Here is a 23827-nt window from a genome sequence, read left to right as displayed (position 1 = left end):
CTCCTTAAAATTGATTTGATTCGTTCGTAACGATGTGAAGGAGAATGGCTTTACAATGTTAGGTTTGTGTTAGGACAAAGTAAGGAGTTCGCTAAAAGAGTGGAAAAGCTCCCTCATGTTCTTCTAACAAAAAAACATGAGGGAACTCTTTACTCGCCGCGACGTGGTAACAGAATGGTAAATGAGCTGCCCTCGCCCGGCGTGCTGGCAACCGTCACTTCACCGCGATGCGCATGGGCAACATGCTTAACGATGGCCAGACCAAGACCGGTCCCGCCAAGGTTCCGGCTGCGGGCGCGATCGACCCGGTAGAAGCGTTCAAACAAGCGCGGCAGATGCTCTTCCTCAATGCCGCAACCGAAATCCCGCACCCGGATACGGACCTGCTCTTCCAGCTGCGCCACTTCAATGACAATTCGCCCAGCTTCATCGCTGTACTTGATCGCGTTGGTCAGCAGATTGATCACAGCCTGCTCCAGCAAAGGCGCATTGATGCGTGCCTTGAGATCGGCCGAGCAGAAAAGCTTAAGCTCGATCTTCTTCTCCGCCAGCAGGCTTTCACAGGCGGTTCGGGCGCTCTCCAGGACCGGTAGCAGGGAAACACACTGCAGCTCCCAGCTGTTGCCGATGACGCCCTGTTCGATCCTGGAGAGATCGAGCAGATCTTCGACCAGGGCATTGAGGCGGTTGTTCTGTTTGAAGATAATTTCGAGGAAGCGCTTTAGTGCCGGGTCGGAGCTATCGTCATCAATGAGGGTCTCCACCGCTCCACGGATGGCGGTAATCGGCGTTTTCAACTCGTGCGAGACGTTGGCGACAAAATCACGCCGCACCGACTCGAGCTGGCGCAAACGGGTCAAATCATGCAGAACAATCAACACACCGATCCGCTCAATGCCCACACCGGTCAAAGGCGCAGCCTGGGCATGCAGGTAGCGTTGTTTCGGCCCTGGCAGAATCAACTCTTCTTCAATCGGCTTCTCATGCGCCAGGGCTCGCTGAACAAAGTGCTGCAGCTCCGATTGGCGGATCACCTCTTGAATCGGCCGCTCAGGCTGGCTATCGACGGCAACCTCGAACAGGTCGGCAGCCGCCTTGTTCATACGGATCACCTGTTCATCGTTGTCGACGGCAACCAAACCTTCCACCATACAACCGAGGATCGCCTCAATCTCGGCACGCTGACCAGTCTCACGCTCGATCAGCCCTGACAGCTGTACAGCCATCCGGTTCATCGCCGCCGCCAGACGGCAACTCTCTTCCGAGCCGGCCTCTTCCAAGGTGACAGCGAAATCACCCTGGGCAAACCGCTGTGCTCCAACGGTCATCTGTTCCAGCGGTCGGCTGATACGCCGCGCCAGGTACCAGCAAAGCGGCGCCGTCAGCAGAGCGATCAACACACCGCCGCCGAGCAGTTCCCAGTAAATCCCCTGAAAAGTGCGGTCGATATCGGAAAGCGGCATGGCGGAGCGGACGCAGCCGGCCAACTGATCGTCTTGATAGATCGGCAAGGCAACATACATCAGGGTCTGACCAAGGGTGTTGCTGAAACGGGTCGAAACCCCTGTCTCACCGGCAAAAGCCTGCAAAATTTCCGGCCGCTGACCATGATTATCCATGTAGCGCGGATCCTCATCGGAATCAGCGAGGACCCGGCCATCGGCCAGCACAATAGTGATCCGGGTTGCGGAACTTTCGCTCAACCGGGCCACCATGTTCATCAACCAGAGCTGTTGCTCTTCCTTGATATCACCGATCAGCTGTTCAGAAACCAAAGCGGTACGGGCCCGCAGGTCTTTACTGGTCTGGTGGTAGTGGAAATCACGCACCTCCTCCAGCACAAACCAGCTGACGGTCAGAATCAGCAGCAGAATGAGAAAAAGAAAACTTGGATAAAGTTGCCAGACAAGACGACGGCGCCTTAACTTCATATTGCAGCTTCCCTGAAGCGGTAACCGACACCACGGACGGTTTCTATGTAGGACCCACAAACGCCCAGCTTTTTACGCAAACCGGCGATCTGCACATCAACGGCACGATCGGTAACGGCATAATCTTCACCGCGCACGGCGTTGACAATCTGGTAGCGGGTGAAAACCCAGCCGGGCCGGCTGGCCAGGGCGACCAGAACGCGGAACTCGGTATAGGTCAGATCGACGTTGTCGCCAGCAACTTTCACCGTGTTGCGGCCAGGGTGGATCTGCAGCTCACCACAGACGATCTCTTCTCCCGGTTTGACGATATCTTCTTCACTGTTGCGGCGAAGAACCGTTTGAATCCGTGCCAGCAGCACCTTGATGCTGAACGGCTTGGTCATGTAATCATCAGCACCAAGCTCCAGCCCCTGCACCACGTCGGCCTCTTCACCGCGCGCAGTCAGCATGATAATCGGCAACTTGGCGGTCGCCTCCTCCAGGCGCAACTGCCGGCAGATGTCGAGACCGCCAATACCGGGCAGCATCAGATCGAGCAGTATCAGGTCCGGCTGCTTCTCGGCAATCTTGCGCAGGCCCTCTTCGCCGTCAGACGCGCACTCGACCTGGTAGCCTGCTTTCACCAGGTTGAAATGCAGCAGCGCCAGGATATCTTCCTCGTCCTCGACGACAAGAACAGTTTTTTTATCTGTCATTTGTCCTAACCTCACAATCGGCTTTTCGCTAATATTTTGCTGCAAGGTCTATTAACAATGTTAGGGTTTTGTGAGCACTCGCTAAACAGCGACATTTTATCGCTTTTTTTTCGCAATTCCAGCAATTGTCGGAAATTGGTTCTCCCTTTCGGTAGGTAAAAATGGCCAAAATCAGCATGGCCGAGGCAGGCTGAGCTGGAAACAACAGCCGGGCTGATCATTATCGAGCAGGCACAGGCTGCCCCCCATCGCCTCGCTCAGGGCACGTGCCATGTATAGGCCAAGCCCACTTCCTACCAGTTTTTCCCGGTTATCGCGGCCACGATAGAATTTGGTGAAAATCTTTTCCCGCTCGCCCGGATCAACGCCAGGGCCATCATCCTGCAGCAGAATCCGCACGCACTCCGTGTCCACCTGCACACTGAGGAGAATATGACCATCAAGCATTGAATACTTCAGCGCGTTGTCGATCAGGCTGGAAAGAACGATTTTCAAACCTATCGGATGCAGTTCCAGTAATACCGAGGAATCGCAAGATAACTTTAGCTGGCAGGATTTCTGCTCCGCCAGAGGCTGAAACAGCTCTTGCAATTCACCCAGCAGGTTGGCCAGCAGAAAAGGCTCACCCTGCAGTTGGCCCGGCTTGTCCTCAAGCCGGCGAACCAGCAGGTAGTTTTCTGCCAAGGCACCGAGATAATGGGAACTGCTACTGATCTGCTCGGCGAACTGCTCGGTGCGACCCGGCGGCAACTGCCGGTCCTGTTGCAGGTGTAAGGCCATGCCGGAGATAACTGTCAACTGGTTGCGCAGCTCGTGGAACAACGCCTGCTGCCACTGGTCCTGCATGTCGGCCCAACTTTGCAGCGAACTGACCTGCTGGTTCAGTTGCAGAAAATCACGATGCTGCTGAATCAGCTGGCGCGACTTGATTATTACTTCTTTTATCGCGTAAGGCTTCGGCAGGTAAAGGTCGGCTCCGAGGTCGTAGCCCTTGATGCGGTCTTCTGTCGAGCCGAGAGCACTGAGCATGATAATCGGGGTTTTGCGAAAAGCGGGATCCTGATGGGAGCGCACCATGCGACAAACCTCCCAGCCATCGAGCAGCGGCAGCATCAGGTCGAGCAGAATCAGGTCAGGCTGCTCACGACCGATCAGGCGGCAGGCCTCCAACCCGTCATGAGCCAGCAACACGTCAAAACCTTTGCGGATCAGGTTGAATTCCAGCACCTCTGCCAGTTCAATTTCATCTTCCACCACCAGGATCTTGCCGCTGTCCTCGCCGACAATCTGCAACACCCGGTTCTTGATATCACCCTGCCGCCCGTCCCGGGGATCTGTCACTGTCGCTTCCACCTGTTCCATCTTCGCCCTCCAGAGTTCAATAAGATTACACAGGGAAACACTCGCCTTTTCCGGTTACGAAGAAATTAGCCCTTAATGTTCATTTCGTTAGCTCTTCTAACATAACTTTATGAGCGGCAATCAAAAACTAACCCACAGACAATCGCCTGATAACAATTCTCCGTTTGAGTTAGACAACTCGATTCAGGAGAAGAACACTTATGAATGTTATCAGCGAAATACCAGCCAATCCGTTTCTGCTAAGATCCGCTAAACCAGAAAAACAACAGCTGAAACAGCACGCCTTGAAAATAATTGAGCAACTTCTCGGCCTGCGGCGCTGTCAGCAACTTTATGACCAGCTCGGCCCGGACCTGGCCGCCGACCGCTTCCCCGCCGCGGCCCTGGAGAAGCTTGAGGTTGGTTACAGGTTGGAAGAACACGCCGCCGCTCGGATCCCACAGACAGGCCCCTGTATTCTCATTGCCAACCATCCCTACGGCGGCATTGAAGGCCTGATCCTGATCGATCTGCTCAGCAAGCGGCGCCCCGACTTCAAAGTCATGGCCAATTTCATGCTCAGCCGCATTCCACAGTTGCGTGAACGCTTGATCAACGTCGACCCCTTTGGTGGTGAAGATGCCGCTAAAACCAACCTGGCGCCGCTGCGGCAATCACTCAATCATCTGAAGCAGGGGGGCCTGCTGGTCATATTCCCGGCCGGCGAGGTGTCCTCCTACCAGGCAGAGCAGAAACTGGTCTGCGACCCGACCTGGAGTTCGACCCTGCCACGCCTGGTTCGCTTGAGCAAAGCCCCGGTGCTGCCGGTCTTCTTCCCGGGTGAAAACGGTCCCCTGTTTCAGCTAGCCGGGCGCATCCACCCGTGCCTGCGCACTGCGCTACTGCCGCGCATGCTGCTGAATAAAGCCGGGCAAGAACTGGAAGTCCGCATTGGCAACCTGTTGCAGAGCAAAAAGCTGAAGCGCTTCAACGATGACAACGAGATGAACTCTTATCTGCGCCTGCGCACATATGCGCTGGAGCTGTCACCCTCACAGACAGAAACAGCTGCTGGAGCCACAGCGACCTGCAAACAGCAGCAGATCATTGCCGCACTCGATAGTCAGTTACTGGAAACGGAAATTGCCGCCTTACCGCAAGAGCAGCACCTGCTGCGGAGCGGCGAATTCGACATCTTCACCTTCTCGGCCACACAGGCTCCGGCGCTTCTACAGGAGATCGGCCGCTTGCGAGAAGTCACTTTCCGCCAAGTCGGTGAGGGCACCGGGCAAAGCGTCGACCTCGACCGCTTCGACCAGGACTATACCCATCTCTGCATGTGGAACCGGGAGAAGCGCGAGCTGGTCGGCTCTTACCGTCTCGGCCGGGTCGACGAATTAATAGAGAAAAACGGCGTTGATGGCCTCTACACCTCGACCCTGTTCGATTTCAAGCCGCAACTGCTCGACCGCCTGCAGAACTCGCTGGAACTGGGACGCTCCTTCATTCGCACCGAATATCAACGCTCCTATTCTTCTTTGCTACTGCTGTGGAAGGGGATCGGTCACTACCTGGTCGCGAACCCGCAGTACCGCTACCTGTTCGGCCCGGTCAGTATCTCCGGTGATTACAGCAGCACCTCGCGACAGTTGATGACCAGTGCCCTGGCACGCAACTTCCTGATAAACGACCTTGCTGCGCTGGTACAGCCGCGCCTGCCGGTGCCATTGAAACCCCTGCAGATCAACGGTGTGCCTGTCGGTCAGGCCGACCCGCTTTTGCAGGACATGGAAGAAGTCTCCGCCCTGGTAGCCGATCTGGAGACCGATAACAAAGGCATCCCTGTGCTGCTCCGTCATTACCTCGGGCTGGGTGGCAAATTGCTTGCCTTCAACCTCGACCCTGATTTCAGCGACGTTATCGACGGCCTGTTGCTGGTCGACCTGACCCAGACCGAGCGCAAACAGTTGCAACGCTACATGAGCCGGGAAGGCTACCAGAGCTACATAAACCACCATCAACCCGAGTCGGCTCACTGCGCGTGATCGACTCTTTTACCCAAAGTGCTATTCGGCCGGGCGTTCTGCCCGGCTATTTTTTTGCTCAGAAAAAAATCTAAAACAACATTTTTTAATTTTTTCTCACGAAGGTCTAACAGACAAACCTTATATCTGATAGCCGGCTGACGGCCCGAACAGATATGGATAACGGAAAATATGACCTACGATTCAGAACAGATGACGCCAAAAATCAGCGACCTGATCAGTTACGGCGAAGCGATTTCGCCCGACACCCTGGTATCAGTGTTGTCGGAGCGTTTCTATAACGAGCCGGAACTGGACGCTTTACCAATCGTGAAAGACGGTTACCCGTACGGGCTGGCGACACGCAGTAAAATCCTGACAACACTCGCTATCCGCTTTGGCTTTGCCCTTTACGGGAAAAAACCGATCAGCGTTATCGCCGACATGACCCCGATGATCGTGCATATTGACGAGTCACTGAACGGGGTCCTGGACAAAGCGATGGCCCGCGACTTCAACGACATCTACGATGAAATTCTTGTGGTCGATGATGAGGACAAGTACGTTGGCCGACTATCAGTGAAGCGCCTGGTTGTGGAACAGGGCAACTACCTGGCAAGCAGTATCGCCCAGCGCGAGTTGGCCATCGCCAGAGCGAAAGAGATGGAAAAGCTGGATGCCGTCAAAACAAGTTTCATGGCGCACATTACCCATGAACTTCGCTCGCCGATCGGCGCCATTATCGGCTTTTCCGAGCTGCTGCAGATGAGACACAACGATGGGAAACGGGATGATGTCCCGAAATACCTTTCGCTGCTCTCATCCAACGCTCAGAACCTGCGCGCCATCGTCAACAACATCCTTGACCTGTCAAAAATCGAAGCGGGGCGGATGGAAATCCACAGCGAAGAGTTCTCGCTCTGTGAACTCCTCGCCGAGGTGCTGGAAACCTGCAAGGTTCTGGCTGGAGACAAGCCTCTGCAGATCGAAATCGACTGCCCCGATCCGTCGATCAAACTGCAGGCTGACCGGATAAAAACCAGGCAGATCCTGCTCAACCTGGCAAGCAACGCCGTCAAGTACAGTGATCGCGGCATTATCGTGATTTCTGCAGAAGTGACTGACCAGTTGCATCTGGCAGTGAAGGACACCGGCATCGGCATCAAAAAAGAAAACCTGGAACGCCTGTTCACCGCCTTCGATCAGCTCGAGGACGCAAAAACACGACGCTTTGAGGGAACCGGACTGGGTTTGACCATCACCCGTCAGTTGATTCAGCTGCTCGGTGGGGCAATCAGCGTCGAAAGCACCTACGGCGTTGGCAGCCGCTTCGACGTTTCCCTCCCCTGCACAACCAAACCAAAACTAAAGGTCGCAAGTTGATGACAGTACAAAAAACAGTATTGATTATTGATGATGACGAAAGCCATCTGCTCACCGCCAAAGGGATTATCGAAGGACTCGGCTTTCGCGTGGTGATGCACAACTCCCCTTTCCGCACCACCGAAACTGTCCTGAAAACGAAGCCAGACATGCTCCTGATCGATGTCAACATGCCGGCGCTGCCGGGGGATCAACTCTGCTCACTGCTGCGTGATGAACCGGAACTGACCTCCCTGCCGATCTACCTTTACTCTTCCAACGATGAAGATATCCTGCGCGAATCGGCAGTAAAGTATCAAGCTGATGGCTACATCTGTAAAGGCAGCATCAGCGCCCTGCGCGCCAAAGTTCAATTCGAACTCGGCTTCAGCTGATCGCCGCAACCGGCGCGCCTTGCAACTCCCAGTCCCGTAGCTTGCTGCTGCTCGGTGCCATTCGCCCGTTGAAATAATGGCAGGCCCGGTAGTAACGCAAATCTTCCCACCAGAGGCGAATGAACTCAGGGTCTTGACGCAACCGCTGCAGCAGTTTGAGCGGTGTCGTACGCAGAGCGGTCATCGGCGCGAACAACTCGGACGGGTCACGAAAGCATTCCCAGTCGCAACGGCGACAGTCATCTCCCCCGGCACAGCTTTTCATCTCGAGCTGCTCGAACGGACCCAGGTTCTCTTCGCCCCGGTAACCACAGGGGTAGGTGTTACCATCAGCACTGTCGACAAAGAAAAAATCGATCCCGCCGCGGCAGGAGCTGCTCAAATGTTCTTCACCGCGATACTGATTGAGCAGAGCGTGCAAACTTGCGCGCGGCGTGAAAATGCGCAACCGCTGCCGGTGCTGCGGGATGGTCTCGAACAGGGCCGAAAACAACGCCAGCTTTTCCACATGACTGAAATAGGTGATCTGGTCACTGGTGGTCGCAGCATAAACCGCTTCCGTATCGGCTTGCTCCGGCTCGCTCCACATCGGGTAGCAGACATTGGCGATGGAAAAACCGAGGTCGGCAACATAACGATAGAAACGATCGAAACCGGCCCGGAAAAAATCGGCATCGAGTTCCTCGCGCTCCTGCCGACCAGCGAAGTTGCGATTAATCCCCAGGTTGGCAGAAAGATAAATCCCCCGCTCGGCAAAGAGCGGCAACGCTTTCTCGATTCCCCTTATCACCCCCGGCAGCCCGCGCATCTGTTCATGCACCTGCGGATCGCTGGAATCGATACTGACCCAGATATTGCGGATCGGCGTCGCTGCCAGCTTGTCCGCCAGTCGCTTGACCTTGTCGCTGAAACCGGCTTTGTCACTGCCGGCGAAAAGGTAGCCATTGGTGCCGGTGCGGATATAATCGATCCCCTGCTGGTCAGCGTAACAGCTCAACGCGCAAACCTCATCCAGATGCAGGAAAGGCTCGCCACCTGTAAAAGAAAGAGCGGCGAAACCTTTTTCTGCAGCGGTTGCGATGATTTCTTTCGTCCGCTCAACCCCCAAGGTCGTGCGCGGAAAATCGTTGCTCGCACGCATACCACATTGCGGGCACTGGGCGTTGCAAAGATCTGTGTACTGGATCACCAGCTGGCCGGGGACGCGCCCCTGGAGGAAAGTTTTAGCGACCTGTATATTTTTCGTTATCCGATTCATTTTCTCTTTCCCCATAAAAACGTTCCTCACAGCAACTCGCTCGCAGCATCAGCCAAAGGCGAACGTTCACCGCGGGTCAGCATGATATGCCCCGACAGCGGATTGTTACGAAACCGCTCAACCACGTAGGTCAAACCATTACTGGAGGAATCAACGTAAGGGTTATCGATCTGCTCCGGGTCACCAGTGAGAACGATTTTGGTTCCTTCTCCGGCACGGCTGATAATGGTTTTTACTTCGTGCGGGGTCAGGTTCTGTGCCTCGTCAACGATCATGTACTGGCGCGGGATCGACCGGCCCCGGATGTAAGTGAGCGGTTCGACAGAAATGATATCCAGATCTTTCAGCTCCTGGTGCCGCTGTTTGCCGCGCCGCCCATTATCATGCTGGTTAAGCAGCAGGTCGAGGTTGTCGTTGATTGGCTGCATCCAGGGCGCCAGCTTTTCTTCCACATCTCCCGGCAGAAAACCGAGATCCCGCCCCATCGGGAAGACCGGCCGAGACACCAGCAGGCGCGAGTACTGGTTGGCTTCGGTCACTGCCTGCAGGCCGGCAGCCAGTGCCAGCAGGGTTTTCCCGGTTCCGGCACGACCGACCAGTGTCACCAGGTGGATATCAGGATGGGAGAGCAGCTCCAGGGCAAACTTCTGTTCGACGTTTCGCGGTGTAATTCCCCAATAACCTTCCACTGGCAAGGGTCGCAGCGGCAACAGTGCACGCTGCTGTTGATCGTAACGAGCGATCGCCTGCTGTTGTGGATTTTCTAAGGCATCCAGCTTCAGGCAAAGGTGCGGCGGGAAGTCTTCCTCCAGCTCATGCAGGCACTGGTCGCGAAAAAAACGATCGATCTGCTCCTGGCTGAAGCTGCGCTGCTCGACACCGGTATACAAAGTTTCAAGCGAAATTTTGTCGGTTTCATAATCCTGCGCCTGCAGACCGACAGCGTGGGCCTTGATTCTCAGGTTGATATCTTTGCTGACCAGGATCACCGGTTCTTCGCTGCGCTGCTGCTCTTCCAACGCCAGAGCAAGAATCTGGTGATCGACGGTATATTGCCGCAATTCAGGCGGTAGCAGCTTCAGATTGTTCGATTTGCTCACCACGACCCGCAGCAGGCCACCGTTCTCCAACGACACCCCGCCGTTGGTCAACACCCCCTGCAGGCGCAATCGATCAAGGGTGCGTGACACTTGGCGGGCATTGCGACCGTTTTCGTTGGCGTCTTTTTTAAAGCGATCCAGTTCTTCGATTACGGCCAGCGGCAGAATGACCTGGTTATCGGCAAAGTTGTGGAGGGAATGAGCATCGTGCAACAGGACGTTGGTATCGAGGAGATATTTTTTTTCTGACAAAGCCGGCTCCTTTTGAGGATGTTAAGCCAGCTTGGTTTCACAATGTTAAGAACATGTGTGAATCAGGCTAAGGTTTCAATACCAGAACAAAGCGCTGACAACTTTAATTTTATGCTAACACTCCCCTAACAATCTTCTGACACTTTACTAATCCTCAGGAGAAAGGACATTCCTATGGGACATATAGATTTTCAGGACGATATCGAGAAGAATCAGCACGAAGAAGCGATCAACCGCCTGTGTGAGCAGTTCCCCGGCCAGCAGGATCAGGTCCGTAAAAACTACCTCGCCAACCTTGAGCCCATGATCGCAGATGCCAGCATTCGTACTTACTTACCGATTTTCGTCAGTCGTAAAGTGAAAGACTACCTGGAACACCACTAAAAAAATCGACAAGCAAAAGCCGTATCCACATGCTGAAAACTGGATACGGCTTTTTTATTGCGTCGCACCCCCTCTCTCACTGAATCCTCACACAAACCTCTTCCTCCGATAATCTTTTACCGGCAACCTTCGCAGAGAAGCTTCGCCGGGGAGAGATCTTCTGCGTCCGCTTTTAACGCAATCCTTACTAAGCTCAAACAGAATGCTTACGCGAATCTATTTTTATGAGCAAAATTTTCCCAACAAGGAGTTAAAGATGCAAAAAATCTGGATCATGATGGTAATGATGTTTGTCGCCTTGACTGGTTGTGCCAGCACTGCCAAGCAGGTTGATGTTGACACCCCGCAAATGCTGCTGAGCAAAGAAGGGAACTTCTTCGTTTACGACTACCTCGATCGCCACTATGTCGTCGGTAGCGAGGAAAGCAGTGAGAAATTTGCCGCCCATGGCCACATGCCATACGCCAAAACTGTTCTCGGCGCGGGCCCCCATGGCGAAACCGTGGTTTTCGAGATTGCCAAAAAAGACCCGAACCTGACCGAGCGCCTCATGAGCACCTACGAGCGCACCCCATTCCTGGTCGAATCCAAGGGTGATGACTACGCTGTCTATAAGTACATGAACCGCCTCTACGTCGTCGGTAGCAAAGAAAGCAGCGAAAAATTTGCCGCCCACGGCCATATGCCTTACGCCAAGACTGTCCTCGGTGCCGGCCCTGCAGGCGAAACCGTAGTGTTCGAGATCAACAAGAAAGAAGCAGATTTGACCGAACGCCTGATGAAGATGTTCAAGGGCTAAAACGAAACTTCGCGTAAAGTCACAAAAGAAAGCGCCCGAATAAATATTTTATCCGGGCGCTTTCTTTCTTTCATCCAGCAACTAAGAGCTTACTTGGTCTTTTTCTTCCACACCACACCATCAGCTCTCAGGCTGCACTTTCCTTCCAACAGCCCCATAAGGATATTCTCCAAATCCTTCATTTCTTTTTTCGGTGCACCCTTGGCAGCTTTAGTCGCTGCACGTGTGACCTTTTTCAGCAGATCAGGCATATCGGCCTCGACCTCTTCGCCACCTTCAATAATTGTCTGCAGCACTTTCGTCCCAAGCGGAACAACTTCGTCCGTAACCAGCGTGCTGCTCTGGATTGCGGCTTTGATCAGGACAATGGAGCTTTCAGTGTAGTCATGACAGTTCTTGTAGATCCCGGCCATCAAGCCCTGTGCCAGTGGCACAATTGCTTTTTCCAGTGACCATTCCAACTTTTCAGCCGCCCGGAAAGCGCCGAGCAGAATACGGCGCGCTATTTTGCTGCCATCCGCTGCCATGTCGCCACTTTCGGCAAAATATTTTTCGAACTGTTCGCGGGCAATGGTTTGCGCGACCAGGTTTTTCCCCTCTCCCTGCTTGACTGCCTGCTGAATCTTTTTGCCGGTTTCCTTTTCCAACGCGGCAAACATTTGTTCATTTTTCACTGATGCCATAACGCCTCCCAGGGACGATCAATAAGTTATTCTTTATAAATTAATCATGTTAGCAATGAATGAGCGATCTCACACCACAGCCGTCGACTTTTGCGCACAAAAAAAATGCCCGGAGGACCCGGGCAATAGAGGCAGAGCCTAAACAATGACGGTCGTGGCTAGCCGACCATCATGCTGGACGCGAGTTTCAATAAACGGTTAAAGGGTGAGCGCTGCCGCACACTGTGCCGGCGCGGCGCATCTATGGCATCAGCCTTGACCATGTTGTGCAGTATCCGGTCCCAGCTGTAATTGTTTTCCACCCGGTTGCGCGCTTCTTTACTCATCAGCGCGTAGGACTCGCCACCTTCCTTCAGATCGCGCAGCCTGCAATCGAGGGCTTTGGCCCAATCGGCAGGATCTTTGACCGGCAGCACATGACCAGTTTGCCCGTTGACAACAATCTCTTTCGGTCCACCAACATCGGAAACCAGCGCCGGCAGACCGCAGGCCTGGGCTTCCAACACCGCCATGCCGAAGGTATCGGTGATGCTCGGGAAGAGGAAAAGATCATGGCTGTTGTAAATCTGTGGCAGCTGCTGGTAATCGACCCGGCCGAGAAACTCAACGTTGTTCAGGTAGCGACACTGCTCCTTCATTTCCGCCAGGTAGGGGCCATCGCCGACAACGGTCAAAGCCGCGGTCGGATGCGACCGAAGCAGCTGTCGATAAGTCGCCAGCAGAAAGTCGAGGTTCTTGTCTTTCGAAATCCGGCCGCAGTAAAGCAGGCGCGGCTGCTGACCACTGTGAAAGCGGTTGGCAGTTTTTTCCGGTTTGAAGTGTTCGGTGCGCAGCCCCCGCTGGAAACGCTGCATGTGACGGTAGCGGTAGCCACGCTCTTTGAGCAGCTGCATGTACTCTTCGGTCGGTACCAGCAGGGTATCGAACTGGTTGAAAAACCACTTGTTGTAGGATTCGATCATGTTCGAAATTGCCGGTTCGTCGAGAATCTCCGCCGATTCCATGGTGAAGTCAGTGTGATAGATACCGCTCACCTTGGTGCCGAGCATCTTGCCCATCATCAGCCCCAGCAGGCCAACCGGGCCGGGCGTCGAGATGTAAACCTCGTCCGGGTTGTAGGCATAAACCATTTTCAGCATGCGCAGCACCGAGGGCATCTTAATCTGTAGCTGCTCGTAATGCGGCAGTTGGAACTCGTGGATCGGCGGCACCATCAGGGTCGATTTCGGCAGGTTGCCGTGCTCCTGATCCGGATCGAGGCTGGCGAGGATCTTGATGTCGTAGCCCTTCTCGTCGGCCAGACGGCCGATGGTCTGCAGGGTCATGGAGACACCGTTAAGATCGGTCAGGGTATCGGTCAACCAGAGAATCCGCTTGGGGCGCTCTTCGGTATGCTTGCCGAGGCTGGTGTCAAGGCTGTTGATCAGGTCGCGGTCGCCAAACATGTGGCGGAACGAACTGAAAAAGGGCACCGAGAGGAAAATGCCGGGAATCGTCGATGACAATCCCTGGATCATGCGAATGATGTCCATCTCCTCGATATCCGCGTTGAGCGATTTCAACAACGAGCAGAAATACTGATCGGAAATATCGCTGATGCACTCATAGAGCAGGTCAAGGCGGCTGTCGATATCATCTTGATCGAGAGCTTTGCTGGTTTCCAGCAACTGGATAATGCTCTGGTAGATCGGGTTTTCTTTCTGTCTTTTCAGCTTGTTCAGCTTCAGGCGATCTTTGAATCCGAGTCGCTTTTCACAGAACAGGTGCTGGGTCAGCTCACTGACCGTCGAGTGCGAAAACGGGGTGTTGTGCTGCTGGGAAAAATCGTAAGCGATCTTGTAGATGGCAAAGGTCAGCCCCTGGAAATCGTTCTGCCGGCCGCAGGGCTGCATCCGCCCATTTTTCAGCTGAGCAATAAACTCCTGCGGAGTGGCGGCGTTCGTTTCGGTGCATGTCTTGCCGATAAAAAAACCGGCATGGTCGTCAGATCCGCCGGTCAGCCCTTTCTGCCAGGGAGTTTCGCCCCAGGTCTCAAGCTTGTGCTTGGCCTGCAGCCTTTCAATATCATCAGCATCCAGTCCCTTCAGCACCCGGGCCAGGACATCGTTGTGCAGGGTGCTGCGGCTGCCGTTGCGCCCCTCGAAGTTGTTGAACAGCAGGATCAGCTTTTCCAGGTGATCGAGGGTCAGACGGTTGTTGATTGAGTAAGTCGCATGTGCGACCACGCAGGCCAGATCCTGGTCGCGCAGGTAGTCACGCAGCTGATAGATATTCTTACGCAACGCTTGAATCACCGCGAACTGGTCCTGATTCAGGCCATAGACCAGCACGTGAATTTTGCAATTATCTTCTGGAAAGTAGGTTGTTACCTCGACCCCGGTGAAACAGTGCTGCGGATATTTCTGCACCAGCTCCAACGATGCACGCATGCAGTTGTGGTCGGTCACGGTAACGAAATCCATCCCCCGGCTGCGGGCCATTTTATAAACGGCTTCCGGCTCGGTGTAGGACTCGGAAGCCCCAAGGCGCTGCAGAAACCATTCAGACGGGTGATTGGAATACTTGGAATGGGCGTGTAAATCGACTCTGGCCATCTCTTTTTTCTCCTCTGGTTTTTGTCGATTATCAATAACCAGATTAGGCGCAGGTGAGTCGATTGTCAGAAGTCTGTTTGCCTGTTGGATAGTTTGTTAGCTGAATGTTTGGCTGGTAAAACCTTTTTCAACAGCTCGACACTGAAACTCTCTTATCATTCAGTTCGTTTTTCCTCAGCACCAGATCGATGCAGCGGCCGGTAACCAGTACGCTGAGCAGACTCAGCAGGGCCGACGCGATGGAACCGAAAACAAACGCGGAAGAGCTGACGATGATGGCATCGAAGGCCAGTATCAAGTGCCCCGGGCGGATGCGGCTGCGTCCGGCAATAATCCGGGCAAGGATGGTCGGGCCACCGGCAGAGGCGTTGCCTTTGAGGATCAGGCCGACACCGATACCGATGGCGGCACCGCCAAGTAAAGCGGCCAGAACAGGTTGTTGGGTCAGAGCAGAAACGTGAAGGATTTCATTGAAAAAATCGACCAGCAGGGAAATCATTCCCACTGTAACGACAGTCCGCCAGACAAACTTCTGCCCGAGGAAATATGCCGCCAGAATTAACAGCGGAATGTTGATAATGAGCATCAGGCTGCCGATGGTCAAACCGCTGAGGTGGCTGAGCAGAATCGCCATTCCCGGAGTACCACCGCCTGCAATCTGGTTCGGCTGAATGAAAAGCGTCACCCCCAGAGCCAATGCCAGGCTGCCAAGCAGACAGAACAGGTTCTGCTCCAAGTCTTCCGCCCATAATTTCATGTAAATCGTTTTCATACGCTGCGTCCTGTTGGTTCAAATCAATTCCTTGAATCTATGACACAGGTTTTAAGCGAATCTTAGCAATTAATCCAATAGAACTTTATGCTGGTTTCGTTCGATATTATCGAACGCTTAAAAGAACATGGTTCCGATGAAAGCCTGCTGGAAAAACATAGCGTTGCAAAGTAACTATCCAGGCCTTATTTTTTAGCCTTGCGGGTCACTCACACCGAGCCCCTCTGCGTTTCTTTAAAATGAAGAGCATTAAAGAACGAAAGCGACTCAGAAAATCTTATTATTACTGCTAGAATAAGCGGAAGACTTACAATTCATTTACCTAGGAGACATCATGCCGGACAAAGACAATCGTGTTGTATATCGCTACGTCAGCCACCTTGTTAAAGACACCTTCGCCCTGGTCCTTGCCGGCGGGCGCGGTAGCCGACTGCATGAACTGACATCATGGCGGGCCAAGCCGGCAGTCTATTTCGGAGGGAAATACCGCATCATCGACTTTCCCCTTTCCAATTGCGTCAATTCTGGGATTCGCCGTATCGGGGTTTTAACGCAGTACAAATCGCATTCCCTGATCCGCCACCTGGTGCGGGGCTGGAGTCATTTCAAAAAAGAACTCGGCGAATTTGTCGAAGTCCTTCCGGCCTCTCAACGCTTTTCCGAATCCTGGTACCAGGGAACTGCAGATGCGGTTTACCAGAATCTGGATATCATTCGGGCGGAAATGCCCAAATATGTCCTGATTCTCTCTGGTGATCACATCTACCACATGGACTACCGGGATATGCTGTTGCAGCACGTTGAAAGTGGCGCCGAAATGACCGTGTCCTGCCTTGAAGTTCCTGTCGAGGAGGCTGCCGGTGCCTTCGGCGTCATGCAGGTTGATGAAAATAAGCGCATCATCGGTTTCGAGGAAAAACCCGCAAACCCAGCACCGCTTCCCGACAATCCGGAACTGACTCTGGCGTCGATGGGAAATTACATTTTCAACACCGAGTTCCTCTTCGACATCCTCTGCCAGGACGGCGCTGACAAGTCGTCGGAGCACGATTTCGGCAAGGACATCATCCCCTCGATCATTGACAAGCACAAGGTTTTCGCCTTTCCCTTCCGGGATACGGAAACCGGTGAACGCGCTTATTGGCGGGATGTCGGCACGCTGGATGCTTTCTGGGAAGCCAACATGGAGTTGATCTCTCCAAAACCGGAACTGAACCTTTACAACCAGCAGTGGCCGATGTGGACCTACCAGGTTCAACTGCCACCCGCCAAATTCGTTTTCGACCAGGATCACAGGCGCGGCATGGCCGTCGACTCTGCCGTTTCCGGCGGTTGTATTATTTCCGGTTCACAGTTACGTAAAACCCTGCTCTTTTCCAACGTCAGGATACACTCTTATTCGAAAATAGATGAAACCGTCATCCTTCCGGAAACCGTGATTCACCGGAACTGTAAAATCAAGCGGACAATCATCGATCGCGGCTGCGAGATCCCCGAGGGATCGGTGATCGGCTTCGATCCCGAACAGGACAAAGCAAACGGCTTCCGGATCACGGAAAAAGGCCTTGTTCTGGTCACCCGGGGAATGCTCGGCCAAAGGGAAGGCTACGCCTGATCCGGTAAAGGATTTCACAGCGTAGAACACATTTCAAAAACAGAAAAAATAAACCCCAAATCTTTTCGGGGTTTATTTTTTTACCTTTCCCTGTCAACCAAGTGGCAATAGCTCCGTTTTAAATAGAGTGGAAATGAAAGACCCGGAACAGGTCCGGGCCGCCACTCACATGCAAAGGAGTAAAAATGAAAAGTATTGCCATGATCATGATTTTTGTGTTTCTGACCAGCGGGGTTGCTTTTGCTGGCGGCGGACAAAACAAGAGCAGTAAAGGCAAAGGGGAAGTGAAAACTGGAACTACATCAAAAGGAAGCGCCACCCAGAAGCGCCTTCACAGGTAACAGCCTGTCATAGAGCCCACTCTTATTTAAAGAGTGGGCTTTTTGCAAAATTCAGCGAAAGAAAATCTCCACACCCGCAGCTTGACGTTCGGCGATATCAGGGATGCGATGCCGCTGCCAGCGTTTAACCAGAGGAAACATCCAGCCCGTCAACGGGATCAGCAGGAAACGGTCAAAGGCACGGTAGCTCGGCTTGCGCCGCAGAAAGATACTGAAAAGCAGACCGGCGGTAATCCAACGGATATGAAAAGGGGCGAAGTCACATTCAACATCAAAACCTTGAGGATGTTTTTGTCGATAAGCTTTCAGCTTGGTTTTGATTTTCTTTTCCCGCTTTTTACCCGCCTTCCCCAAATAAAAGCGCCGTAACACTATCAGCAGCGAAAAAGTATCGACCGCCATGGCCAGATCCTTCTTCTCAACCTCCAGTTCAGCGACCAGTTTTTTCAGCTCACGCAGCACAACCCGCTGTTCCTTATCTTTCTGCCGCAATTCCTTGGGGTTCTCCTGAAAAGCATGCAGTACCAGTCGTAGCGCCCGGTTGACCAGCACCGTATCCCAGAAAATCCATAACAGCGGCGGCACCCGCAACCGCCGGAACCAGACCGAACGTTGCGCAAACGGGGCGAAGTACCAGAGGTGATCGATGAGGCTGTCGAACAGCTTGACCATTTCGACCAGTTTGGCCGGGTCGGTGTTGACGAAACGTTCACGACAGAAATCATCAAGAATCTCATCAGCGGGTTTCTCGCTGGAGAAGAGTTGCAGCGCAGCGACTGTGTTCAGCTCGTTCCAGGGGGATGAACCGGGCAGGAAGGTCAGCCGGTCGAAATGCGACCAACCGCCAGTCTGGCACCAGACAGAGATACCGCGCAGGGTCGGCGAATTTTTCAGCGCATCGCGATATTCCTGATACTGACGGCCGACGTAGGCCGGAAAGCTGCCAAATCCCTCATACTCGCGCCGCGCCTGCAGTTCGATAATCTGCTGATGTTCTGAGCTGCGGATAAAATCGTTCAGTGGCAGATTGCGGAAAAAATCACCGGCACCATACTTGTGGGAAAGGATAAACGCGGGCGAATCGATATTGGCAAAAGCGCGACGCTGGGTAGCAGCGTTCCAATTGATGTCGCCGATGGGAAAAGCGCCCAGTCCCCAGGTGCGGAAGATCAGCAGCTTGTCGTGCGCTTCGAACACCGGCAACAGGCTCTGCAGCCAGCGGTTACACTGCTTCGGTGTGCGGATCACCAGTCGGCTCTTGAATGCCGATTCGACATCCAGACCGTCAGCCTCTCCGATCCGGGTAACGATACCGTCGACCTTGGGGAACAGGTCAAACAACCGCTCGACCGCCTCGGCAAACAGATCACGCATGCGGGCGTCTTTTCCCCGCACCTGTTCCTCAATGAAACAATTCCAAAACATCAGGTCTGTGGTGACAAAGATTTTCAGCCCGGCGGCATGTGCGATTTTAAACACCCGCCGAAACAGCTTCTGATAGGAATGCACCCTGCGACTAAGCATATAGGGATAAAAATCGAACAGGGTGATGTGAGCCAGGTCATCGAAGGTGATCGCCGTGTAACCGATCTCACGAACCCGCTGGCAATAAAGAGTCAGCTCTTCACAGATGCGATCAGCCATCTTCGCCGAAATCTTGCCATGAGTGGTCAGTTCAGCAAGTGGTGCTTTCGACCAGTTCTTGCGCTTGCCATCAACGAAGGGGGCAAAAAAGGGCGCCGAGCCATCGATGATGAAGAGGTCACGCTCGATCGATTCATTGCTGCGATTCACAACCGTCTTGGTTTGCGGCAGGCCAGGGAAGGATTCGGGGATCAGTTTCATCGCGATAAAGTCATCCCTGCAGGTAAATCAGCAGTGGCAACCAGCACATCCCCAGCAGGGTGGCGTAAGAGACGATACTGGCGGCAAACTCATTATCCAAATCTTCCAGCGAGGAAAAAACCAGCGTGTTCACTCCGCTCGGGGCCGCCGACATCACCAGGGTCACTTGCCGGGCAAGCCCCTGCAACTGAAAAAGCTCACAGCAGAGCAGGCCGAACAGGCAACCGGCAAACATGCGGATACCGATCGCCACAATCGACGGTGTTCGCTGCACCAGTCGTGGGTTGAATGCGATGCCGAGAGCCAGCAGCACAACCGGTGTGGTCAAATAAGCCAATTGCTGGAGGAAGCTCATTCCGACCTGCGGTATCTTCACCCCGGTCAGGTTGAGAAAAAGAGCAATGCAAAGAGCCATCAGAGGCGGTGAAAGCAGAAATTTTCGCAACAGATGAAGGCCGCCCCGGCCATCGCTGCCGTAACGACAGGCCTGGTAATAAACGAAGGTAAAAACCATCACTCCGCCGCCGAAATCGAACAGGGTCGCCAGCGCCATCCCCGGCTCACCGTAAGCTGAGAGGACAAAGGGGAAGGCGAAACCACCGTTCATCACCATCGCACCGACCAGGAATACACCGAAAGATGGGCGTGCCAGCTGCAGCCTTTTGCCACAGAAAAAAGCTACCAGATAGGTTGCGAAAATAATCATCGCCGCGTTGATCGGCAGGAACAGCAGTTGAGCATTCAGCTCAATCTCCGGGATCGAGCGTAGAATCAGCGCCGGCAGCGAAACATAGAAAAACAGCTTGAGGAGTCGATGGGCGTCATCCTGCACGAACACACCGAAGCGTTTCAGCAGCACCCCAAGCAGAAAGATCAGGACCAGCGGCAAAACATTGTTAATGATGGTCGTCATCCCGATCGTTTAACCGAACAGTTTGGGCCAGAGCACTTCAGTCCAGATGTAGAGAGTCAGCAGCAACGAAATCATTACTGCGGCGGAACCGATGTCCTTGGCCCGTCCAGACAACTCATGCTTTTCCGGACCGATGCGGTCCACCACCGCCTCAATCGCCGAGTTGAGCAGTTCGACAATCATCACCAGCACAACCGAAGCGATCATCAGTACCCGCTCAATTGCCCTGACATCCAGCCAGCAGGCCAGCGGAATCAACACCACTGCCAGCAGAACCTCCTGACGGAAAGCTGCCTCATTGACAAAGGCCGCTTTTAAGCCTTGCGCCGAATAACCGGCGGCCAGGACGATCCGCTTGATACCGGTGTTGCCCTTCATCAGTCGTTGCCGAAAAGGTCGCGCGTGTAGACTTTAGCCATAACATCATCCAGATCCGCATGCGGGCGGTTAGCGATGATCACATCACAGCAACGTTTGAATTCTTCAAGATCGCGCACGACTTGCGAGTTGAAAAACTCATCAACCTCTAGCACCGGTTCGTAAATAACAACCTTGATCCCCTTGGCCTTGATCCGCTTCATCACGCCTTGGATAGAACTGGAGCGAAAATTGTCGGAGCCCTGCTTCATCACCAATCGATAAACACCGACGCATTCCGGTTTTTTGCTGACAACCTGATCGGCAACAAAATCCTTGCGCGTGGTATTGGCCATGACGATGGCATTGATCAGGTTTTGTGGAACATCGCGGTAGTTGGCCAGCAGCTGTTTGGTATCTTTCGGCAGACAGTAACCACCGTAACCGAAACTTGGATTGTTGTAGTGGTCACCAATACGTGGATCAAGGCAGACACCATCGATGATCTGACGGGTATCCAAACCATGACTCGCAGCGTAGGTATCGAGCTCGTTAAAGTAGGCGACCCGCATCGCCAGGTAAGTGTTGGCGAAAAGCTTGATCGCCTCCGCTTCAGTGCTGTCGGTCAGCAGGACCTGAACATCCTGCTTGAACGCGCCCTGCCTGAGTAGATCGGCAAAATTCTGTGCCCGCTGCGAGCGCTCGCCAACAACAATGCGTGCGGGGTAAAGGTTGTCATAAAGCGCTTTGCCTTCGCGCAGGAATTCCGGAGAAAAGATCAGGTTGTCAATGCCGAACTCTTTGCGCACCCGCTCAGTATAACCAACCGGCACCGTCGATTTGATCACCATCAGAGCTGATGGATTGTAGTTGAGTACGTCACGGATAACCGCTTCGACCGAACTGGTATTAAAATAATTGGTTGCCGAATCGTAATCGGTCGGAGTAGCAACAATGACGATATCGGCAGCGCGGTAAGCTTCACTCGCAGACAGGGTCGCTGTAAGATCTAGAGAGCGGGAGGTCAGGTATTCTTCAATCTCCCGATCTTCGATCGGAGCCTGGCGACTTTTAAGCATAGCCACCCGCTCCGGAACAATGTCGTGAGCGACAACCTGGTTGTGTTGAGCGAGCAGCACGGCGTTGGACAAGCCAACGTAGCCGGTACCGGCAACGGCAATTTTCATCTTTAAACCTCTTTCCTTTTCGTACTGTAAAACAAAAGGTCAACTTCCCACCAGGCGTATTACCGGTTGCTCATCTTTCGGGCTATAGTGTCTTCTGAGCCAGTGGCTGAGTCCATCGAGGCCGGGAAACAGTACTCTCTCGGTGATGTTAGCCTGGTCCAGCTTATCGCGGATTTCCCATTTCAGGTTGGCGGGAATAATGATTTTTCGCCAGAAATCGGGGTGTCGGCTCAGCCAGTCGTTTAGAGAACAATTGGCTTTGGGCATGACGGAGAAGAAGCCGAACTGGTTGATGATGCGATCATCGATTGATGGCGGCTCAAAGAAGAGACTGTAATCATTCGGCTCGAGGGTTCCGAATTCGGCCAGGCTGGCAAGGGTTTCGGACAACATCTCAACGGTAAAGACATTGGCACCTTCCTCTTCCAATTTATCGCGTAAAAGCTGGGGCAGCAGCTGGTGCGCCTTCAGATAGTTGACCGCCCAGATAACACCGTCGGTATCGAACCGCTCCAGATTGGCAGTGGCAAAATGCAAGGCGACGTAAGGGGAATAGGTCCAGTCGAGCAGTCGGGTCGGTAGCCCGTAATGTTGCGCCACCGCCAGCCAGTGCCAGACCGAGTCCTGCTCGACCACGTTGCTGCGGGCATACTTTTTAAAATTGCGCAGCAGGTGCCGCTCCAGCGAAACAAAATCTCCGCCCAGACGTATTAACGTCGTGTCCAGCCGATAATCCACGTTCGACAAACCACGGAATGCGTAACGCGAGCGAAAACGCCCGATATCAGCACTCCAGGAATCTACGAACAGCTCAACTTGCAGCTGGCTCCAGCTGTTGACTCTGACTTCGTTCAATCCATTCTCCATTCTTTCGGCTGACATATAAAACAGAGAACGTTTGTAACGGATGTGAACATTGTTAGCGTTTGACCAGCGGTTTCATCGGAAAACATCTTTTTCTGACATTCGGATAATCAAACCCCAACAAAACACGGTCAGGATCGGCAAAATTGCATTAGTGGAGTTTTTTTTTGCAGAAGCTGAAAGTGCTTGGCACTGATCAAAATTTAAAGACACCTCTCAAGCCAGCAGATAGCTTTGCTGCTCTTGGTATCAGTATAGAGAAAGGGGCATCCCTGCTACCTTTTTCCGCCCAAGATATCACCGCTGGTTCAGAGACCGAACTGTAGGCGATCGACATCGGAAATTCTGCTGCTACACCGCCTGCAAGCACCCAAGCCATCTAGCTAGAAAGAAATTTATGCGAAAGCTTAAAATTATCGGCAGCGCCCTATTGTTTTGGCTCTGTTGCACACAAAGCCTTCTTGCCGCCACAGTGCTCGAACAACATCAGTACACACGGACTTTCGGCACTGAAACCGCGACCATGCGCTGGCAGCGCTTGAGCGGTGACCCGGAGCAAATCGTTACCGAAATAAACGCTGAAGTCGATCGAACCGAAATGGATGTAAATCTTGCCACGCGCAGCTGGCGGGTAAGCGATGAAGAGAAGAAAACTCAGCTGAAGATCGAGCGCCATTTCAACCATCTTCACCTGACCGGCACTTTTGCGGGGGAGGCGATCGACCACTGGAAAAATATCGACGAAGCTCCCTGGTTCCAGACCATGTCGATTTCCTTCCGTCCTTTCCTTGACAGCAGCGATGAAAAAATCAGGTTCTGGATTGTACGTCCCGACACCCTCGGCATACACAAGCTGAAGGCGATCAAAAAAGGGATTGAAATATTAGAAATTCAGGGAGAGCAGATCAAGGCGCAGAAGATCGAGCTGAGGCTGAGCGGATTGGCTGCCCCCTTCTGGAAAGCCACCTACTGGTTCCGCGAGGGGGATCACCTGTTCCTGCGATACCTCGGCCCCGGCGGATTGCCCGGCTCCCCGAAAATTGTGGTTGAAATCTCATCACCTCTAAATCAAGCAGGCTTAGCAGCGATGAAAAACCAAGGGCAACTTTAAG

General features: G+C 53.4%; 22 protein-coding genes. 9 read left to right on the top strand and 13 right to left on the bottom strand.

Annotation, left to right across the window (positions count from 1 at the left end; all coding sequences use genetic code 11):
- Positions 1-149: 149 nt before the first annotated feature.
- The 3 genes from BUB13_RS08400 to BUB13_RS08390 all read right to left on the bottom strand — a co-directional run bounded on the left by BUB13_RS08400 (position 150) and on the right by BUB13_RS08390 (position 3991).
- Positions 150-1931, bottom strand: coding sequence for an ATP-binding protein (locus tag BUB13_RS08400; protein WP_072907840.1), 1782 nt, complete (start codon positions 1929-1931; stop codon positions 150-152).
- Entirely contained in the window at positions 1928-2629 is a 702-nt protein-coding gene (locus tag BUB13_RS08395; RefSeq protein WP_072907838.1) for a response regulator, read from the bottom strand. Before BUB13_RS08395 ends, BUB13_RS08400 begins: the two co-directional genes overlap by 4 nt.
- Positions 2630-2800: 171 nt before the next feature.
- Positions 2801-3991, bottom strand: a complete 1191-nt coding sequence (locus BUB13_RS08390; RefSeq protein ID WP_072907836.1) for a hybrid sensor histidine kinase/response regulator — start codon at positions 3989-3991, stop codon at positions 2801-2803.
- A 200-nt stretch (positions 3992-4191) separates the two neighbouring features.
- Between BUB13_RS08390 and BUB13_RS08385 the strand changes: the two genes are divergently transcribed.
- The 3 genes from BUB13_RS08385 (at position 4192) to BUB13_RS08375 (ending at position 7751) form a co-directional block, all read left to right on the top strand.
- Complete coding sequence (locus tag BUB13_RS08385; protein WP_072907834.1) at positions 4192-6015, top strand: lysophospholipid acyltransferase family protein; 1824 nt, start codon at positions 4192-4194, stop codon at positions 6013-6015.
- Between the two features lie 171 nt (positions 6016-6186).
- Entirely contained in the window at positions 6187-7377 is a 1191-nt protein-coding gene (locus BUB13_RS08380; RefSeq protein WP_072907832.1) for a sensor histidine kinase, read from the top strand.
- Positions 7377-7751 carry a response regulator gene (locus BUB13_RS08375; protein WP_072907830.1) on the top strand — a complete coding sequence of 125 codons (375 nt, stop codon included), beginning with the start codon at positions 7377-7379 and terminating at the stop codon, positions 7749-7751. Before BUB13_RS08380 ends, BUB13_RS08375 begins: the two co-directional genes overlap by 1 nt.
- Here the strand turns inward: BUB13_RS08375 and BUB13_RS08370 are convergent.
- Positions 7744-9024 (bottom strand): radical SAM protein, encoded by a 1281-nt coding sequence (locus tag BUB13_RS08370; protein ID WP_208610142.1) that lies wholly within the window; start codon positions 9022-9024, stop codon positions 7744-7746. The genes BUB13_RS08375 and BUB13_RS08370 overlap by 8 nt on opposite strands.
- A gap of 11 nt (positions 9025-9035) precedes the next feature.
- The gene (locus tag BUB13_RS08365; protein WP_072907828.1) at positions 9036-10361 is read right to left on the bottom strand and encodes a PhoH family protein; all 1326 of its coding nucleotides are present in this window, start codon (positions 10359-10361) and stop codon (positions 9036-9038) included.
- 174 nt (positions 10362-10535) lie between these two features.
- Between BUB13_RS08365 and BUB13_RS08360 the strand changes: the two genes are divergently transcribed.
- Complete coding sequence (locus BUB13_RS08360; protein WP_072907826.1) at positions 10536-10745, top strand: three-helix bundle dimerization domain-containing protein; 210 nt, start codon at positions 10536-10538, stop codon at positions 10743-10745.
- 256 nt (positions 10746-11001) lie between these two features.
- Entirely contained in the window at positions 11002-11544 is a 543-nt protein-coding gene (locus BUB13_RS08355; RefSeq protein ID WP_072907824.1) for a hypothetical protein, read from the top strand.
- 89 nt (positions 11545-11633) lie between these two features.
- On the opposite strand, the gene BUB13_RS08350 is transcribed toward BUB13_RS08355, so the two are convergent.
- From BUB13_RS08350 to BUB13_RS08340, 3 genes are all read right to left on the bottom strand, one after another.
- A complete protein-coding gene (locus tag BUB13_RS08350; protein ID WP_072907822.1) occupies positions 11634-12227 on the bottom strand; it encodes a hypothetical protein in 594 nt (197 codons plus the stop codon).
- Positions 12228-12385: 158 nt separating this feature from the next.
- Complete coding sequence (locus tag BUB13_RS08345) at positions 12386-14821, bottom strand: glycosyltransferase (protein WP_072907820.1); 2436 nt, start codon at positions 14819-14821, stop codon at positions 12386-12388.
- A gap of 127 nt (positions 14822-14948) precedes the next feature.
- On the bottom strand, positions 14949-15593 hold the full coding sequence (locus tag BUB13_RS08340) for a DUF6198 family protein (RefSeq protein ID WP_072907818.1): 645 nt from the start codon (positions 15591-15593) through the stop codon (positions 14949-14951).
- A gap of 334 nt (positions 15594-15927) precedes the next feature.
- On the opposite strand from BUB13_RS08340, the gene glgC reads away from it, so the two are divergent.
- Complete coding sequence (gene glgC / locus BUB13_RS08335; RefSeq protein ID WP_072907816.1) at positions 15928-17208, top strand: glucose-1-phosphate adenylyltransferase; 1281 nt, start codon at positions 15928-15930, stop codon at positions 17206-17208.
- A gap of 185 nt (positions 17209-17393) precedes the next feature.
- Complete coding sequence (locus BUB13_RS18935; RefSeq protein ID WP_153305037.1) at positions 17394-17549, top strand: hypothetical protein; 156 nt, start codon at positions 17394-17396, stop codon at positions 17547-17549.
- A 51-nt stretch (positions 17550-17600) separates the two neighbouring features.
- Here the strand turns inward: BUB13_RS18935 and BUB13_RS08330 are convergent, their stop codons facing one another.
- Genes BUB13_RS08330 through BUB13_RS08310 form a run of 5 tightly spaced genes read right to left on the bottom strand, consistent with a single transcriptional unit; the run spans position 17601 to position 22706 of the window.
- Positions 17601-19394 (bottom strand): hypothetical protein, encoded by a 1794-nt coding sequence (locus BUB13_RS08330; RefSeq protein WP_072907814.1) that lies wholly within the window; start codon positions 19392-19394, stop codon positions 17601-17603.
- Positions 19395-19404: 10 nt separating this feature from the next.
- Entirely contained in the window at positions 19405-20307 is a 903-nt protein-coding gene (locus BUB13_RS08325; protein WP_072907812.1) for an AEC family transporter, read from the bottom strand.
- A gap of 9 nt (positions 20308-20316) precedes the next feature.
- A complete protein-coding gene (locus BUB13_RS08320) occupies positions 20317-20685 on the bottom strand; it encodes a diacylglycerol kinase (protein ID WP_072907810.1) in 369 nt (122 codons plus the stop codon).
- The gene (locus BUB13_RS08315) at positions 20685-21851 is read right to left on the bottom strand and encodes a nucleotide sugar dehydrogenase (protein ID WP_072907808.1); all 1167 of its coding nucleotides are present in this window, start codon (positions 21849-21851) and stop codon (positions 20685-20687) included. The genes BUB13_RS08320 and BUB13_RS08315 overlap by 1 nt, the downstream gene beginning before the upstream one ends.
- Positions 21852-21890: 39 nt before the next feature.
- Complete coding sequence (locus BUB13_RS08310) at positions 21891-22706, bottom strand: FRG domain-containing protein (protein ID WP_084091883.1); 816 nt, start codon at positions 22704-22706, stop codon at positions 21891-21893.
- A 176-nt stretch (positions 22707-22882) separates the two neighbouring features.
- Here BUB13_RS08310 and BUB13_RS18930 point away from each other — a divergent pair, with 176 nt between their 5' ends.
- Both BUB13_RS18930 and BUB13_RS08305 read left to right on the top strand, forming a co-directional pair.
- Positions 22883-23041: a hypothetical protein gene (locus tag BUB13_RS18930; protein WP_153305036.1), complete on the top strand. Its 159-nt coding sequence runs from the start codon at positions 22883-22885 to the stop codon at positions 23039-23041.
- Positions 23042-23112: 71 nt separating this feature from the next.
- The gene (locus tag BUB13_RS08305) at positions 23113-23826 is read left to right on the top strand and encodes a hypothetical protein (protein WP_072907804.1); all 714 of its coding nucleotides are present in this window, start codon (positions 23113-23115) and stop codon (positions 23824-23826) included.
- The last annotated feature ends 1 nt before the right edge of the window (position 23827 follow it).

The organism is Malonomonas rubra DSM 5091, from assembly GCF_900142125.1.
GTDB lineage: Bacteria > Desulfobacterota > Desulfuromonadia > Desulfuromonadales > Geopsychrobacteraceae > Malonomonas > Malonomonas rubra.
This window is presented reverse-complemented; position numbering and strand designations above follow the sequence as displayed.